At 41.4% G+C, this 13362-nt stretch carries 9 protein-coding genes; 2 read left to right on the top strand and 7 right to left on the bottom strand.

Going from position 1 to position 13362, the window contains the following annotated elements; translation table 11 throughout:
- Positions 1–3 precede the first annotated feature (3 nt).
- From ACVPON_RS03550 to ACVPON_RS03565, 4 genes are all read right to left on the bottom strand, one after another.
- Positions 4–1998, bottom strand: coding sequence for an FtsX-like permease family protein (locus ACVPON_RS03550; RefSeq protein WP_462876241.1), 1995 nt, complete (start codon positions 1996–1998; stop codon positions 4–6).
- Position 1999: 1 nt separating this feature from the next.
- Positions 2000–2758, bottom strand: a complete 759-nt coding sequence (locus ACVPON_RS03555; protein WP_462876302.1) for an ABC transporter ATP-binding protein — start codon at positions 2756–2758, stop codon at positions 2000–2002.
- A gap of 286 nt (positions 2759–3044) precedes the next feature.
- Positions 3045–4025 carry a sensor histidine kinase gene (locus tag ACVPON_RS03560; protein WP_462876243.1) on the bottom strand — a complete coding sequence of 327 codons (981 nt, stop codon included), beginning with the start codon at positions 4023–4025 and terminating at the stop codon, positions 3045–3047.
- Positions 4018–4686: a response regulator transcription factor gene (locus tag ACVPON_RS03565; RefSeq protein WP_462876304.1), complete on the bottom strand. Its 669-nt coding sequence runs from the start codon at positions 4684–4686 to the stop codon at positions 4018–4020. The genes ACVPON_RS03560 and ACVPON_RS03565 overlap by 8 nt, the downstream gene beginning before the upstream one ends.
- A 318-nt stretch (positions 4687–5004) precedes the next feature.
- Between ACVPON_RS03565 and ACVPON_RS03570 the strand changes: the two genes are divergently transcribed.
- The gene (locus ACVPON_RS03570) at positions 5005–6162 is read left to right on the top strand and encodes a DUF2974 domain-containing protein (RefSeq protein ID WP_462876245.1); all 1158 of its coding nucleotides are present in this window, start codon (positions 5005–5007) and stop codon (positions 6160–6162) included.
- A gap of 410 nt (positions 6163–6572) precedes the next feature.
- Here ACVPON_RS03570 and ACVPON_RS03575 read toward each other — a convergent pair whose 3' ends face one another.
- From ACVPON_RS03575 to ACVPON_RS03585, 3 genes are all read right to left on the bottom strand, one after another.
- Positions 6573–7226, bottom strand: a complete 654-nt coding sequence (locus ACVPON_RS03575; protein WP_462876247.1) for a DUF1803 domain-containing protein — start codon at positions 7224–7226, stop codon at positions 6573–6575.
- A gap of 591 nt (positions 7227–7817) precedes the next feature.
- The gene (gene recG, locus ACVPON_RS03580; RefSeq protein ID WP_462876249.1) at positions 7818–9836 is read right to left on the bottom strand and encodes an ATP-dependent DNA helicase RecG; all 2019 of its coding nucleotides are present in this window, start codon (positions 9834–9836) and stop codon (positions 7818–7820) included.
- Between the two features lie 659 nt (positions 9837–10495).
- A complete protein-coding gene (locus tag ACVPON_RS03585; RefSeq protein ID WP_462876251.1) occupies positions 10496–11431 on the bottom strand; it encodes a manganese-dependent inorganic pyrophosphatase in 936 nt (311 codons plus the stop codon).
- Between the two features lie 137 nt (positions 11432–11568).
- Here ACVPON_RS03585 and ACVPON_RS03590 point away from each other — a divergent pair, with 137 nt between their 5' ends.
- Entirely contained in the window at positions 11569–13266 is a 1698-nt protein-coding gene (locus ACVPON_RS03590; protein WP_462876253.1) for a M3 family oligoendopeptidase, read from the top strand.
- Positions 13267–13362 lie beyond the last annotated feature (96 nt).

Raw genomic sequence — 13362 nt, forward strand, 5'->3', positions numbered from 1 at the left:
TGATTAAGAACTGATGATTTTTCGATAAGAGCGAGAGGTTAAGACGTAAACGACCACATAAAGAACCAGATAAAATAGACAGCTGACAAGGGATACCTGGATAACCAAATCACTATTTGAAATACCTAGTAAGAGCAAAATACTCTTTAACATTTTATAGGCAAACCCCAGATGAACAAAGGCAACAACTAAAGGAAGGAAAAATACTGTCACCATCTGCTTGCGGATACTTTGCTTGGTCTGCTCCTCATCTAATCCTACCTTTTGCAGGATGATAAACCGCTCCCTATCTTCGTAGGCTTCTGAAATTTGCTTGTAATAAATAACCAGAACCGTCGCCATTAAAAAGACCAGGGACAGAAATACCCCTATAAAGAAGAGAGAACCTGAAATCACAAAGGTATCGGCACGATTCACCGCTCGACTTCCCCTACCTGTCATCCCTTCTAGTATCTCATCAGAAGCTGGCTCAAGCCAATTTTTCCAGCGTTCTATCTGCTCTTCCTCGCTCAAGTTAGTGTCCACCCCGATATAGACCTTTGCCATCTCTAAAGAGATACTTTCCAGATCCTGCACAACCAATATCAATCCTGGTACAAGTTGGATAATACTGGTCGGTAGTTTATAATCAGTAAAATTGTTTGGCAATTGTTTCTCAATGGTAAAGGATTGGTCACCTATTACTAAGGGTTTTTGGCTATCTAGAGCAATATCTTTTGCATAAACCGCTACTTGGTTCCCAGATAATGCTAACTGCTCGCCAGTTAGCTGCTGGTAGGAAGCTAGGTCAAAAATATACAGGATACTGATATTTGAAAAATCAAAGCCGTTTGCCAAATGCTCAATTGGCTCAACCTCATTATTTCCAACCTTTCTCGTAAGCTGTTCAATATAGCGATAGTTCACCATCTTTTGAACAGGAATGGCATTTTGTTCCAAGTTTGCAGAGGTCCATTCTTTGACCATTTTCTCCCAATCAGCAAGTGTCCCTTTCGTAGATAGTCCTTTTTTCTGAAGCTCATAAGTAAAGATCAAATCATTCGGATCGTTCCTATTGACCAGATCATTTCCACCTATATAAATATTCAATCCGCCAATCATAGTCACGATAAACATGGTTGATAAAATCGCAATCGTAGCTAACCCCATGGCATTTTTACGCATCCGAAAGACCAGATTAGATACTGAAATAAAATTTGCAGGCTGATAATAATAATCCGGACGTTTCTGGAGCCATTTCAACAAGCTAATAATCCCTGCGTTAAAGAGCAGATAGGTTGCAAAGATGACCATTAAGACTGCTGTGAAAAAGGTTGGTAGAGCCTTGGTGGGACTAGTCAAGGTTTGTGCTAAATAATAGGCCCAGCCTAAGACTACTAATCCCAGCAAGGTTTGTAGCAGTAGGAAACGCCCACGACCTTCCCCTCGTTTACGTCCCTTGACTAGATTCAAGGAAGAAGATAGGGTCAATTTTCCAGCATTTAGAATCGCTAGCAGCAGAAAAAGCAAGGAAAAATAAAGCAGAACGGTCCAGACATTTTCCCATTGGAAAATGGAAGCTAAGACTACTTTGAAGTGCATGGCTTTGAGCAAGATTGCATAAATCAATTTATCCAGTAGCACTCCTAAGCACAGACCTATACTGACTGCCATCGTTGAAAAAAGAAGGGTTTCAAACAGAGTCATCAAGAGCAAGTGACGTTTTTCCAAACCTAATACAGTGTAGATCCCTAACTCCTTGGAGCGGTTTTTCATGACGAAACCATTCGCATATACTAGCATTATCGCGATTGTAATCATAATGACAATCTGCCCCATTTGTAGGACTCTGGTCACACCATTTGCACCTGTAACCTCTGCTAGGTGGGGATTATGACTGAGCGATGTAAAGAGGTAGACAATAGCTGTCGACAGCACCGTCATCAAGGCAAAGGGATAGTATAAGGTTCGATTTTTAAGTAGGTTGCTTCCTGCTAATTTATAGGCTAATCTCCACATACTACTCACCTCGATTCGCCATTAAGGTCAAGGTGTCTGAAATTAACTGGAACATCTCCTGAGTGCTACGCTCTCCTCTGAAAATCTGATTGTAGAGCATGCCATCCTTGATAAAAAGGACACGTTTGGCACGACTAGCTGCTGTTGTCGAGTGGGTAACCACAAGTAGGGTCTGCCCTCTTTTATTGATCTGATCAAAAATATCCAACAAGGTCGCAGAAGACTTGGAGTCAAGCGCTCCAGTTGGTTCATCTGCCAGTAAGATCTCAGGCTGGGTAATAATGGCTCGGGCAACTGCCACTCGTTGTTGTTGACCACCTGAAATTTCATAGGGCATCTTATCCTGTAACCTTGTAATATCTAAGCTATCTAGCACCTCTTTCTGACGCTTATTCATCTCCTGAATAGGAAGGCGTGATAGCACCAAGGGCAACAAAACATTATCCTTAACAGACAAAGTATCTAGTAAGTTAAAATCTTGAAAGACAAAGCCCAATTTCTCCCGACGAAAGGCAGATGCGTCCTTATTCTTTATCGTTTGAGTATCCACTCCGTTTAAGAAGACCCTCCCTTGGGTAGGCTTATCCAACATGGCTAAGATATTCAGTAGGGTTGATTTTCCTGAACCAGATTCTCCCATGATAGCGACATATTCACCTTTTTCCACAGTGAAATGAATATCTTTCAGAGCCTCTACTTGACTAGCAAAAAAACGTGTTTGATAGACTTTCTGTAGGTGTTGTACATCGAGTAATACCATCATAAACCTCCTCATGCTCTTATCCTATCATTTTCAAGTATCATCTTTTGATACTGAAGCAAATATTCCCCAAGCAAACAAATTATATTTCTAGAAAGAGAGCCTAGCCTCGTTTTAAAATAGTCAACCTATTTATGATATAAAAGCCCCTAATACTTTAGAAGCCCTATAAGACATACTACTCGACCGAGGGTGCATCTTTTCTTTACAGTCACTATAATAGCTCATTTCATCCCTACTTACCTTAACTTTACCTCACATTTACCTTACATTCTTGTTAGATTAGCTAGTCTAAGACCAAGGGCTCTTCTTTTAAGGAAATACGGACTTGGGTTCCCTGTCCCACTTCAGATTCCAAAGAAAAACCGATGCCTAATGATTCACCAATCTGTTGGGCTAAATAAAGTCCCAAACCTGATGATTCTTGAGAAAGGCGCCCATTATAGCCTGAAAAACCACGGGCAAAAATCCTTTTCACATCGCTCTGAGCAATACCCATGCCTGTATCTTGAATGACAAGCTCATCACCATCTAAGTAAATCCAAATCTGACCACCAACTGTGTATTTAACAGCATTCGAGAGGAATTGTTCCAAAAATAAGCTAAACCATTTTTTATCCGTTGCAAGTACTAGATCTAGACTATCCAAACGTAATTCTATCTTTTGTTGAATGAAAAAAATCGAAAATTTCTTGACCACTTGTCGCACGAGAGTATCAAGTGATTCACGCTGAACCACCAAGTCCTCATGGAAAGATTGCAGGCGCAGATAGTTTAAGACCAGACCTGTATACTGCTCAATTTTAAACAATTCCCGCTCCAAGCTATACCTTTCGTCACTTACTGGCAAGCCTCCAACCAAGAGCTGACTAGCTGCAATCGGAATCTTCATCTGGTGGACCCACAAGGTATAATAATCCTGAGCATCACTCTGCCGTTTCCGCTCCTGATCAAGCCGCTCTTTCAAGGCCTCTTCTAATTGATTGATTCTCTGCTGTAAGAGCAACTCGGTCGCCGTTCCATTTCTAATCTCTTCTTGTCGTCCAGCTAAAACATAGTTATACCATTCCCTAAACATATCAATAGCAATGACAAGCAAGCCACTAAAAAGGAGTAATAGGCTAGTGTACACCACTAGGGCTGTCTCTAGGCGAAAGAGGACACTAACCCCATTCATCACCCCTAAGAACAAGAAAGCCCCTACTATAAACAAGCAGCGTCTCGCTAGCCAGTGTCTGATAAAAAAACCAATCTGTCTCTTAGTCATCTTGCTCCACCAGGCCATAGCCAATTCCCTTTTTCGTCGCAATCAAATCGTGCAAACCCAGCTCTGCTAATGTACGTCGCAAACGCCCGACATTCACCGTTAGCGTATTGTCATCGATAAATAAATCACTGTTCCACAGCTCTTTCATCAATTCTTCACGGCTGACAACAGCTGGATAGCGTTCAAATAAAATACGCAAGATTTGAAATTCATTCTTGGTCAGCTCCTCAGTCAGTCCCTCATAGCTGACCTGCATACTTTTTAGGTCCAAACGAATCATTCCAAAGGTCAGTACTGTTTGTTCCCCTGATAGATCATAGGTTCTACGAAACAAACTTTGAATCTTAGCCAGTAAGACATTCATATCAAAGGGCTTGCTCACATAATCATCACCGCCTAAGTTGATAGCCATCACAATATCCATAGGCTGATCCCGTGACGAGAGAAAGAGAATGGGCACGTTAGAGAACTTTCGAATTTCTTGGCACCAATAGTAACCATTAAAAAAGGGAAGCCCGATATCCATTAGAATTAACTGGGGCTGAAAGGTTTCCACCTGTTCTAAAATCCGCTGAAAATCCTCACTTACTGCTACTTCGTACTGCCAAGTCCGAAGATTTTTTGCCACCAATTCACGAATGACAACATCATCTTCTATCATCAAAATTCTTTGCTTCACTTGTATCGCTTCCTTTCCTTACTATAGGTCTATTATACGCTATTTTACTAGCAAAAAGAGCCTTAACCTACCATTTCAATCTAACATTTTTGTCATTTATGAAACGTGATGACACCTATCCCATTCCCTGTTTGATCAAACGAAGCACTACAAACATCAAAAATCCCTGTGCACAGTTCCTAGTTTACCATAGCTTTGGAACTCGCTTTGCCGTACTCCAATACTGTCTACTTTATCCCTTGTATCTTTTTTTGCTGTAATGCGGTATAATATTTTTAGTATATACTATAGGAGTGAGACATGCCAAATCTACTAAATTACATCGAAGACGTAGCCTATCAAGATTTCTATGATGTTCCTCTCAACCGTTTAGATATTCTTGCTTTAACAGAGATTGCCTATCTGCCTTTTAATGGCTTGGTGACCTCTGACTTTGTAGCAAAAAATGCTCTCCGTTTGGATCATTTAGCAGAGCAATTTGAAGCAACCTATCACGGGGATACCCCAAATCTTTCCGTCACTATTACTCCTGACCGCATCAAATTACTCCAACTCCTAAAGAAAGCAAAACGCTTCAAGGCAATCAAGGTTTTTGCCTATCATGATGATTACGATAAAAAAGAGGAAAAGCAATTTGCAGCCTTGACCTACAAGATTGGTCAAGACAAGCTCGTCACGATTTTTAGGGGAACCGACGATACCATTATCGGCTGGAAAGAAGATTTTCACATGACCTATATGTCTGAAATCCCCGCCCAGCAATCTGCGACTGAATACCTCAAAAAAATGATGGACAAATCCAAGCAGACGATCTATGTCGCTGGTCATTCCAAGGGTGGAAACCTTGCGATTTATGCTAGTAGCCACATGTCTGCAGAAAACCAAAAGAGAATAAAGCACATTATCGCCTATGATTCACCTGGTGTGCATTCATCTGTTATTCAATCAACAGGCTACCAAGCCATAAAGGAACGTATCCAGCCCATTATCCCACAACATTCGATTATCGGCATGCTCCTTGAAACCCCTGAACATGCAGAAATTGTCGAAAGCAAGGCTTTGGGCTTGCTCCAACATATCAGCTTTACCTGGGAGATTGACGGGCATGATTTCAAACGAGCAGCCGCTCTTACAGAAAACAGTATCCAAATTGATGAAACCTTAAAAACATGGACAGCTAGTCTAAATGAGGAAGAGCTCAAGCACTTCTTTGATCTCCTCTTTGGAATATTCATTGATGCAGGAATTGAACGAATCAATGATTTCACTGTTGACACGCCAAAGAAAATCCAGCTCCTCATGCAGCAACAGCAAAACCTAACAGATCAAGAAAAAGACATGCTCAATACACTCTTTCGTCGCCTAATTGACACCCGCTACCAAATCTGGAAAGAAGCCTTAACCACACCCTATACTAAAGTAAGAGAGTGGTTTAAAAAGAAAACTGGCAAGGAATAAGATTCCTGTCAGTTTTTTGGTCCATAACCTATTCGTTTATTTTTATACTCAATAAACATCAAAAGTAGACTAGCTTTCACAATTAAGAATGGTGAAAGGTTGGAAATGAGAGTAGCACCGCTCATTTCCTTATAATCGAAGCCCAAGGTAGAACGAGCCTTCACCAAGGCAAGTTGACGAAGGATCCTTTTGATTTTTAAAGAGTATGAGTAAGAGGCAACGAGTCACAGGTAGTAATGGAGCACAGCAAAGCGAGTTCCAATCATCTAAAAGATGATTGGAACTTGGAAATAAAGAAATGGAGTTTCCACAATCGTTGAAGTCATAAACATATAAACTAAATGATTATGACTTTCTCTGGTGGTTACCCCTTCTACCTTCAACTGTCTTGCCTCATCAGGGATAGATGTTCAAAAGGCATGAAATACCAAATCTTCCTTGTTCAGGTCCATCGTCAAGATATAGGTCTGCATGTCTACTTCCTTGATAAATCCCAATATTTCCAATGCTTTTATAAAAATATCAGTTCGTCGCTGCAGAACCTTTTCTTTTCGTGTAAATTTTAACAAAAAAGTCGTCATGTACTTCATGGCATACTCTTGATTGACATCCCCTAAGAGTTGATACAAGACTTCTTGCTCCTCTGACAAAGGAAGTTGCCTAGACACTTTATAAAAGTAAGAAGACAAGGTCAAGCGTTCTCTAGTAGCATCCACTTCTTCTCGGATGACTGCCTTATTCGTTGGATTAGTCGTTGTTACTCTAAACGTCTTACGCTTTAATTCTTCAAAAATAGGACTAGTCGTCTCGACAAAGATTTCTTGATCAAGAGCCAAGTCTGCTAAGCTAGTCAGACAAGAAAAGCTATTGGAATAGCGGCGATTATGCCTGCGAATATAGCCAGCTTGAATAAACCTATCTAATTGTCGATCGATAGTAGAAACAAAGGCAAACTCTTTCTTTATCTGCCGCAGGGTCACATCATCATGCTGATCCAAATACTGAATCAAGTCTTGAAAAAAAGGTGAACGAGTTAATTTAGTAGGATGATACACTTTAATCATGAGAGTATTATAGCACACAAAAAGAGGTTGAGCAAAGGGGATCATCGCCAGATAACATCTTTCTCTAATATAAACCATCTATAAAGAGCTCAATTGTCACATCATGGATTTACCTGTATGATAGAGATACCAGAAAACAGTGAATCTCACCACAGGGATTACCGAACACAATGGAGACTGCTATGAAAGATGCTACCACTTTTTACATCGAAATAGACGTTCACAAGACCAGCTTTTCGCTGGTTTCTATCCTCTAGAGACAGATCGTCTCTCCCACTATCAAAAGACAGCCCCTGAGACCGAGGCTTGAGCTAACTATGAAAGGACCAGGGTAGCACTTTGGTAATCCATGACAATCGACAATAGAGCTCGCAACAGAACCATTGTCCTATCGGTAATCAATCCACGAATATCAGAGTGTTAATGCCTAGAACTCAACAGTGACGTGAAAGAGCAGCAATTGAATACGAGACAGATGAGTAAACATTTTGCTTGACAAAGGGCTTTATCTATCAGTCATTTCAATTTACGTTTAGCACTAGCTTCACTAGTCTCCCGAGCTAGTGAAGGTTCGATAAAACAATCCCTCCTTTAATCTAATCTCTCTTCTTTGGTTAGATACGGTAGTAAGACTTGCCATTCTGGTCGTTTTTGCCAATCGGAATCTGACACAATTTGAGCAGCTACTCGCCTTGCTTCTTCTAAAATGGCATAATCTTCAATGATATTGGCTACTTGAAACTCGGGCAAACCCGACTGGCGTGTTCCAAAAATTTCACCAGAACCCCGCATCTTTAAATCTTCTTCTGCCAAGACAAATCCATCGGTTATTTCCGTCATAATTCGCATCCGCTCCTTACCCGCATCCGTTTTAGGATTGGCTACTAAAATCGCATAGGATTGCTTCTGACCTCGACCAACTCGCCCTCGTAATTGATGTAATTGACTAAGCCCAAACCGATCTGCATCCATAATCACCATGACCGTTGCATTTGGAACATTGACCCCTACCTCAATCACTGTAGTGGACACTAAAATATCTGTCTTCCCCTCTTTAAAATCCTGCATAATCACATCTTTTTCATCATTTTTCATCTGCCCATGTAGCAGGACTACCCTTGCTTTCTCCTTGAAATAAGCTGCTAATTCCGCTTCCAAAGCAATGGCATTTTTCAAATCAAGAGTTTCAGATTCTTCAATTAGCGGCGATACAACATAGACCTGCGCTCCCTTAGCCAGCTCTTTTTCTAACCAAGTTAAGACAACTGAAAATTGCTCATGCTTGACCCAGCGGGTCACAATAGGCTTACGTCCTGCTGGAAGCTGATTGATAATTGATACATCCATATCACCAAAAGAGGTAATAGCAAGGGTTCTAGGAATAGGCGTTGCTGTCATCATTAACACATCAGGATTGTCCCCTTTTTCTCGCAGCAAGCGTCTTTGTTTAACTCCAAAACGATGCTGTTCATCTGTGACCACAAGACCTAGGCAGTGATAATTCACGCTATCTTGAATTAAAGCATGAGTTCCCACAATCATATCTACCTCTCCAGATTCAATCGCTGCCAAGGCAGTCCTCCGAGCTACTGCCCGCATACTACCCGTCAATAAGACAATAGACAGTTCAGGAAAAAGTTGAGACAAACTCTCAAGGTGCTGTTCCGCCAAAATCTCAGTCGGCACCATGATTGCTGCCTGCATGCCAGCCGTACACGCTGCATACATGGCTAAAGCTGCCACTACTGTTTTTCCCGATCCCACATCTCCTTGTAAAAGACGGTTCATATGACCTGAAGATTTCATATCCGCTAAAATTTCATCTAGAGCACCACTTTGAGCTTCTGTTAACTCAAATGGTAGAGAAGTAATTTTTTCTCTCACCTTGTCAGCAAGATAAGAAATAGCCAGTCCCTCTGAAACTGCTTGATTGGCTAGTTTTAACTGCTGCAAACGCAACTGAAAATAAAACAATTCCTCAAATTTGATACGCCTCAATGCTTGCTTGTATTCTGCTACATTTTGAGGAAAGTGCATCGCACGCACTGCTTGTCTACGTTCCACTAAGCGATAGCGTTCTTTGAGAGTTTGGGGAAGATTTTCTCTTAATAATTCATCGTAGCCCTTATCAAATGCTGTCTTAATCAATTTTACAATGCTAGCTTGTGAAATCCCCTGTGCAACATGATAAATGGGCTGCAATTCATCTCCTAACTGAGCAACTAGCTTCATCCCCGTTAGCCCAGCCTTTGTCTTATCCCATTTTCCCCAGACAGCGATTTCTTGACCCACCTTAATTCGTTCCACAAGATAGGGCTGATTAAAAAATGAAACAGCAATTACTACTTCACCTTGCCTGAGTGAAAAGCGCAACTTATTGCGTTTAAAACCATAATATTGAACAGTCGCTGGTGTCAGCACAAGACCAGAAATTAAGGCCTTTTCCCCATCTTCCAACTCTAACACCGAGCGAGCAGCAAAATCATCATAACGAAAAGGATAGTAGCATAGCACATCCTCTACCGTCTCTAAACCCAATTGTTGAAATTTCACAGCCGATTTCTCACCCACACCAGGCAAGACTATCAATCTATCTTCTAACCTAATCATACACCGATTATAACAAAAAAGGAACAAAAGTACCATGACCACTCATCACGGGCACAACTCCCAATCCATTGCTCTTCTTCTATAGACAATCTATAACCCCCAATGATCACATCATGAATTGACCTGTCCGATAAAGATAGGCAAAAAAACTGTTATTCTCATCCCAAAAACTGGACAAGCAGGGAATGTACCAGGAGTAATCGCTTATGCGAATGAGGGAAAGGAACATCTCCACCATCACTATAACCATATGGTTTTATAGTTGTTTCGTCTACATTTAGTACTAGGCAAGGAGCTACAGGTGATACTGGAGTACGGCAAAGCGAGTTCCAATCATCTAGGAGATGATTGGAAGCTGGAAATAAGGAAACGGAGTTTCCACAATCGTTGAAGTAATAAAAGGGAAACTAATACTCAATAAAAATCAAAAGTAGACTAGCTTTCACAATTCAGAATTGTGAAAGGTTGGAAATGAGAGTAGCACCGCTCATTTCCTTATAATCGAAGCCGAAAGGAGAACGAGCCTTCACCAAGGCAAGTTGACGAAGGAGCCTTTTGATTTTTAAAGAGTATAAATGAGTATATGGTACCTATCAACGATATCCACAGCCCTAAAAAGCCCCATTGGCTAAAGCAATGGGACTTCTCTCATTTCTGAATTAGTTCCCAAAACTCTCTGTCAGTTGTGGGACGACCTGTTTTTTACGAGAAACAGCACCTGCAAGGAAAGCATGGTTGTTTTCAAGGACGAAGTTAAAGGCTGCTTCAACCTTGTCCATATTATTTCCAAGTGCTAAAATTTCTGAATTTGAATTCACAATGTCCGTAATCATCAATACAAAATCAGAGTAGCCATTTGCTGCACTTGCCTTTTCAATAGCTGCCTCGATTTCTACTTGACGTTCTAAAACTTCTGCAATATCAACTGTATTCACCTGTGCTACACGGACTGCATTGCCATTTAATTCAAAGGTTTTGGCATCGATATCAATCAATTCATCAGCTGTTTTACTAGCGAGATTGGTCCCTGCTTTCAGCATGGCAAGACCGTATTCTTCCAAATGAACTCCAGCTAAGTCTGCCAATTCTGCCGCAACCTGTGGATCACTTGCATGAGTAGTTGGTGATTTGAGTAACAATGTATCTGAAATCAAACCTGACAGGAGCATACCTGCTACTTCTTTCGGAGGAGTTAAACCATTTTCTTTAAAGGCACGGTAGACGATAGAAGAAGCTGACCCAACTGGCTCTAAGCGCATATAAAGAGGATTGGCTGTCTCAAAATTTGCCACACGATGATGGTCAATCACAGCAGCTACTTCTACTTCCTTAATATCAGAAATAGATTGTTGAAATTCATTATGGTCTGTCAAGATGACCTGATCTACCCCTTCTGCTTTTGCAGACTCTACCACGCGCGGTGCCTCTACACCAAAATAATTCAAGGCAAATGCCGTCTCTTCATTTGGTGTACCGAGGGCGACATTTTCTGCATCTCGACCAAAGGCTTCACGCTCCAAATACGCCCAACCATACGAAGATGCAATAGCATCTGTATCAGGATTTTGGTGACCAAAAACAAAAAATTTAGACATGTATCTTACCTCTTTAAGCATTATTCAATCTATTTTAGCATATTTTTAGACACTTGCAAATCATTCTTCACTCCCAATTTGCAAAACGTTTTCAAAAAGAGTAAGATAGAAGATAGAACAATAGAGAGGAATTCCCAATGAAATTTACCGAATATACCTATACTCGCCCAGATTATGCTCTTGTAAAGGAGCAAATGACAGATTTAACCCAAAAACTGCAAACAGCAGATTCAGCGGCAGAAGCAACTGACCTTGTAAAAGCCATTACAGCTATCAACTCTAGCATCGATACACAGATGAACTTGTGGCAAATTCGTCACTCTATTGATATGAATGACGAATTTTACAATGAAGAAACCAAGTTTTGGAACGAACACCTGCCCCTCTTTGAAGAACTAACAACAGCCTACTATCAGGCAGTGCTTGCCTGTCCCTACCGCACAGAATTGCGTGACTTTCTACCTGAAACCTTCTTCATGATGGCTGAAAACAAGCAAAAAATCTTCTCATCTGAGGCGATTCCACTTTTCCAAAAAGAAAACGATCTAATCGATCAGTACAATAGCTTGATTGCTGGCGCACAGATTGACTTCCAAGGACAAACCTACAACCTTTCTCAGATGGTTCCTTTTGCCCAATCTACTGACCGCAAGATCCGCAAGGAAGCCTCTGATGCTTCAACTGCCTACTTTGCCAGTAAAGAGGCTGACTTTGACCGAGTATACGATGAGTTGGTCAAGGTGCGGACAGAAATTGCCCACACACTTGGATTTAAGGACTATGTAGAGTACGGCTATGTCTCCATGAATCGCTTCGACTACAACCGTGATATGGTCAAAGTCTACCGTGAAGAAATCCTTAAACATGTCGTACCAATCGTGCAAAAGTTGCGCGAACGCCAAGCAAAACGTATCCAAGTTCCAAGCCTCAAACACTATGATTTAGCACTCGAATTTCTAGATGGAAATCCAACACCACAAGGAAATCCTGACTTTATCGTCGAACAGGCTCAAAAAATGTACCATGAACTGTCTGCAGAAACAGGAGAATTTTTCGACTTTATGGTTCAACATGAGCTATTGGACCTAGTAGCCAAAACAGGTAAAGATAGCGGTGGTTACTGTACCTATATCCCGGACTATAAGAGCCCATTCATCTTCTCTAACTTCAATGGAACCAGCGGAGATATCGATGTCTTGACCCATGAAGCTGGGCATGCCTTTCAAGTATATCGCTCACGCTGGATTGCAAGCCCTGAGGTCATCTGGCCAACCTATGAAACGTGTGAAATTCATTCCATGTCTATGGAATTTATGACCTGGCCTTGGATGGAGCGCTTCTTTAAGGACCAAGTGAACAAATATAAATTTGCTCATTTGGCAGGAACCCTCCTCTTCTTGCCTTACGGAGTACTTGTAGACCATTTCCAACATGAAGTGTACGAACATCCCGATATGACACCAGCAGAACGCAAGGCAACATGGAAGCGATTGGAAGAGCTCTATCTGCCTGACCGTGATTTTTCTGAATCAGAAGCCCTCAACCGCGGTATCTTCTGGTACCGTCAAGGACATATCTTTGCAAGCCCATTCTATTACATCGACTATACCCTCGCTCAGGTCTGCGCCCTCCAATTCTGGAAACGCACGCAAGTGGACCATGATGAAAATGCTTGGGAAGACTACCTTCGGATCTGCGACCTAGGTGGGACACAATCCTTCCTCCAAGTCGTTGCAGCAGCCAATCTCGAATCTCCATTCAAGAAAGGCGCCCTTGCCGCAACCACTAGAGCAGCCAGCGATTGGTTGGACAAGGTCGATGATGCAATGTTCTAAAGATATGATGTAGTCAGTAAAGGAATACGGATTCTACATTCAAAAAAGAGCCCCATTTGCAATCAGTAAAAACTGAAGCAAGTGGGGCTTTCTTTT

It is taken from the genome of Streptococcus sp. 1F3, assembly GCF_054968985.1.

Coding starts and splice junctions, on each gene's coding strand:
- ACVPON_RS03550 (WP_462876241.1), bottom strand. CDS start 1,998: ATGTGGAGATTAGCCTATAAATTAGCAGGAAGCAACCTACTTAAAAAT.
- recG (WP_462876249.1), bottom strand. CDS start 9,836: ATGATTAGGTTAGAAGATAGATTGATAGTCTTGCCTGGTGTGGGTGAG.
- ACVPON_RS03560 (WP_462876243.1), bottom strand. CDS start 4,025: ATGACTAAGAGACAGATTGGTTTTTTTATCAGACACTGGCTAGCGAGA.
- ACVPON_RS03555 (WP_462876302.1), bottom strand. CDS start 2,758: ATGGTATTACTCGATGTACAACACCTACAGAAAGTCTATCAAACACGT.
- ACVPON_RS03570 (WP_462876245.1), top strand. CDS start 5,005: ATGCCAAATCTACTAAATTACATCGAAGACGTAGCCTATCAAGATTTC.
- ACVPON_RS03575 (WP_462876247.1), bottom strand. CDS start 7,226: ATGATTAAAGTGTATCATCCTACTAAATTAACTCGTTCACCTTTTTTT.
- ACVPON_RS03565 (WP_462876304.1), bottom strand. CDS start 4,686: ATGATAGAAGATGATGTTGTCATTCGTGAATTGGTGGCAAAAAATCTT.
- ACVPON_RS03585 (WP_462876251.1), bottom strand. CDS start 11,431: ATGTCTAAATTTTTTGTTTTTGGTCACCAAAATCCTGATACAGATGCT.
- ACVPON_RS03590 (WP_462876253.1), top strand. CDS start 11,569: ATGAAATTTACCGAATATACCTATACTCGCCCAGATTATGCTCTTGTA.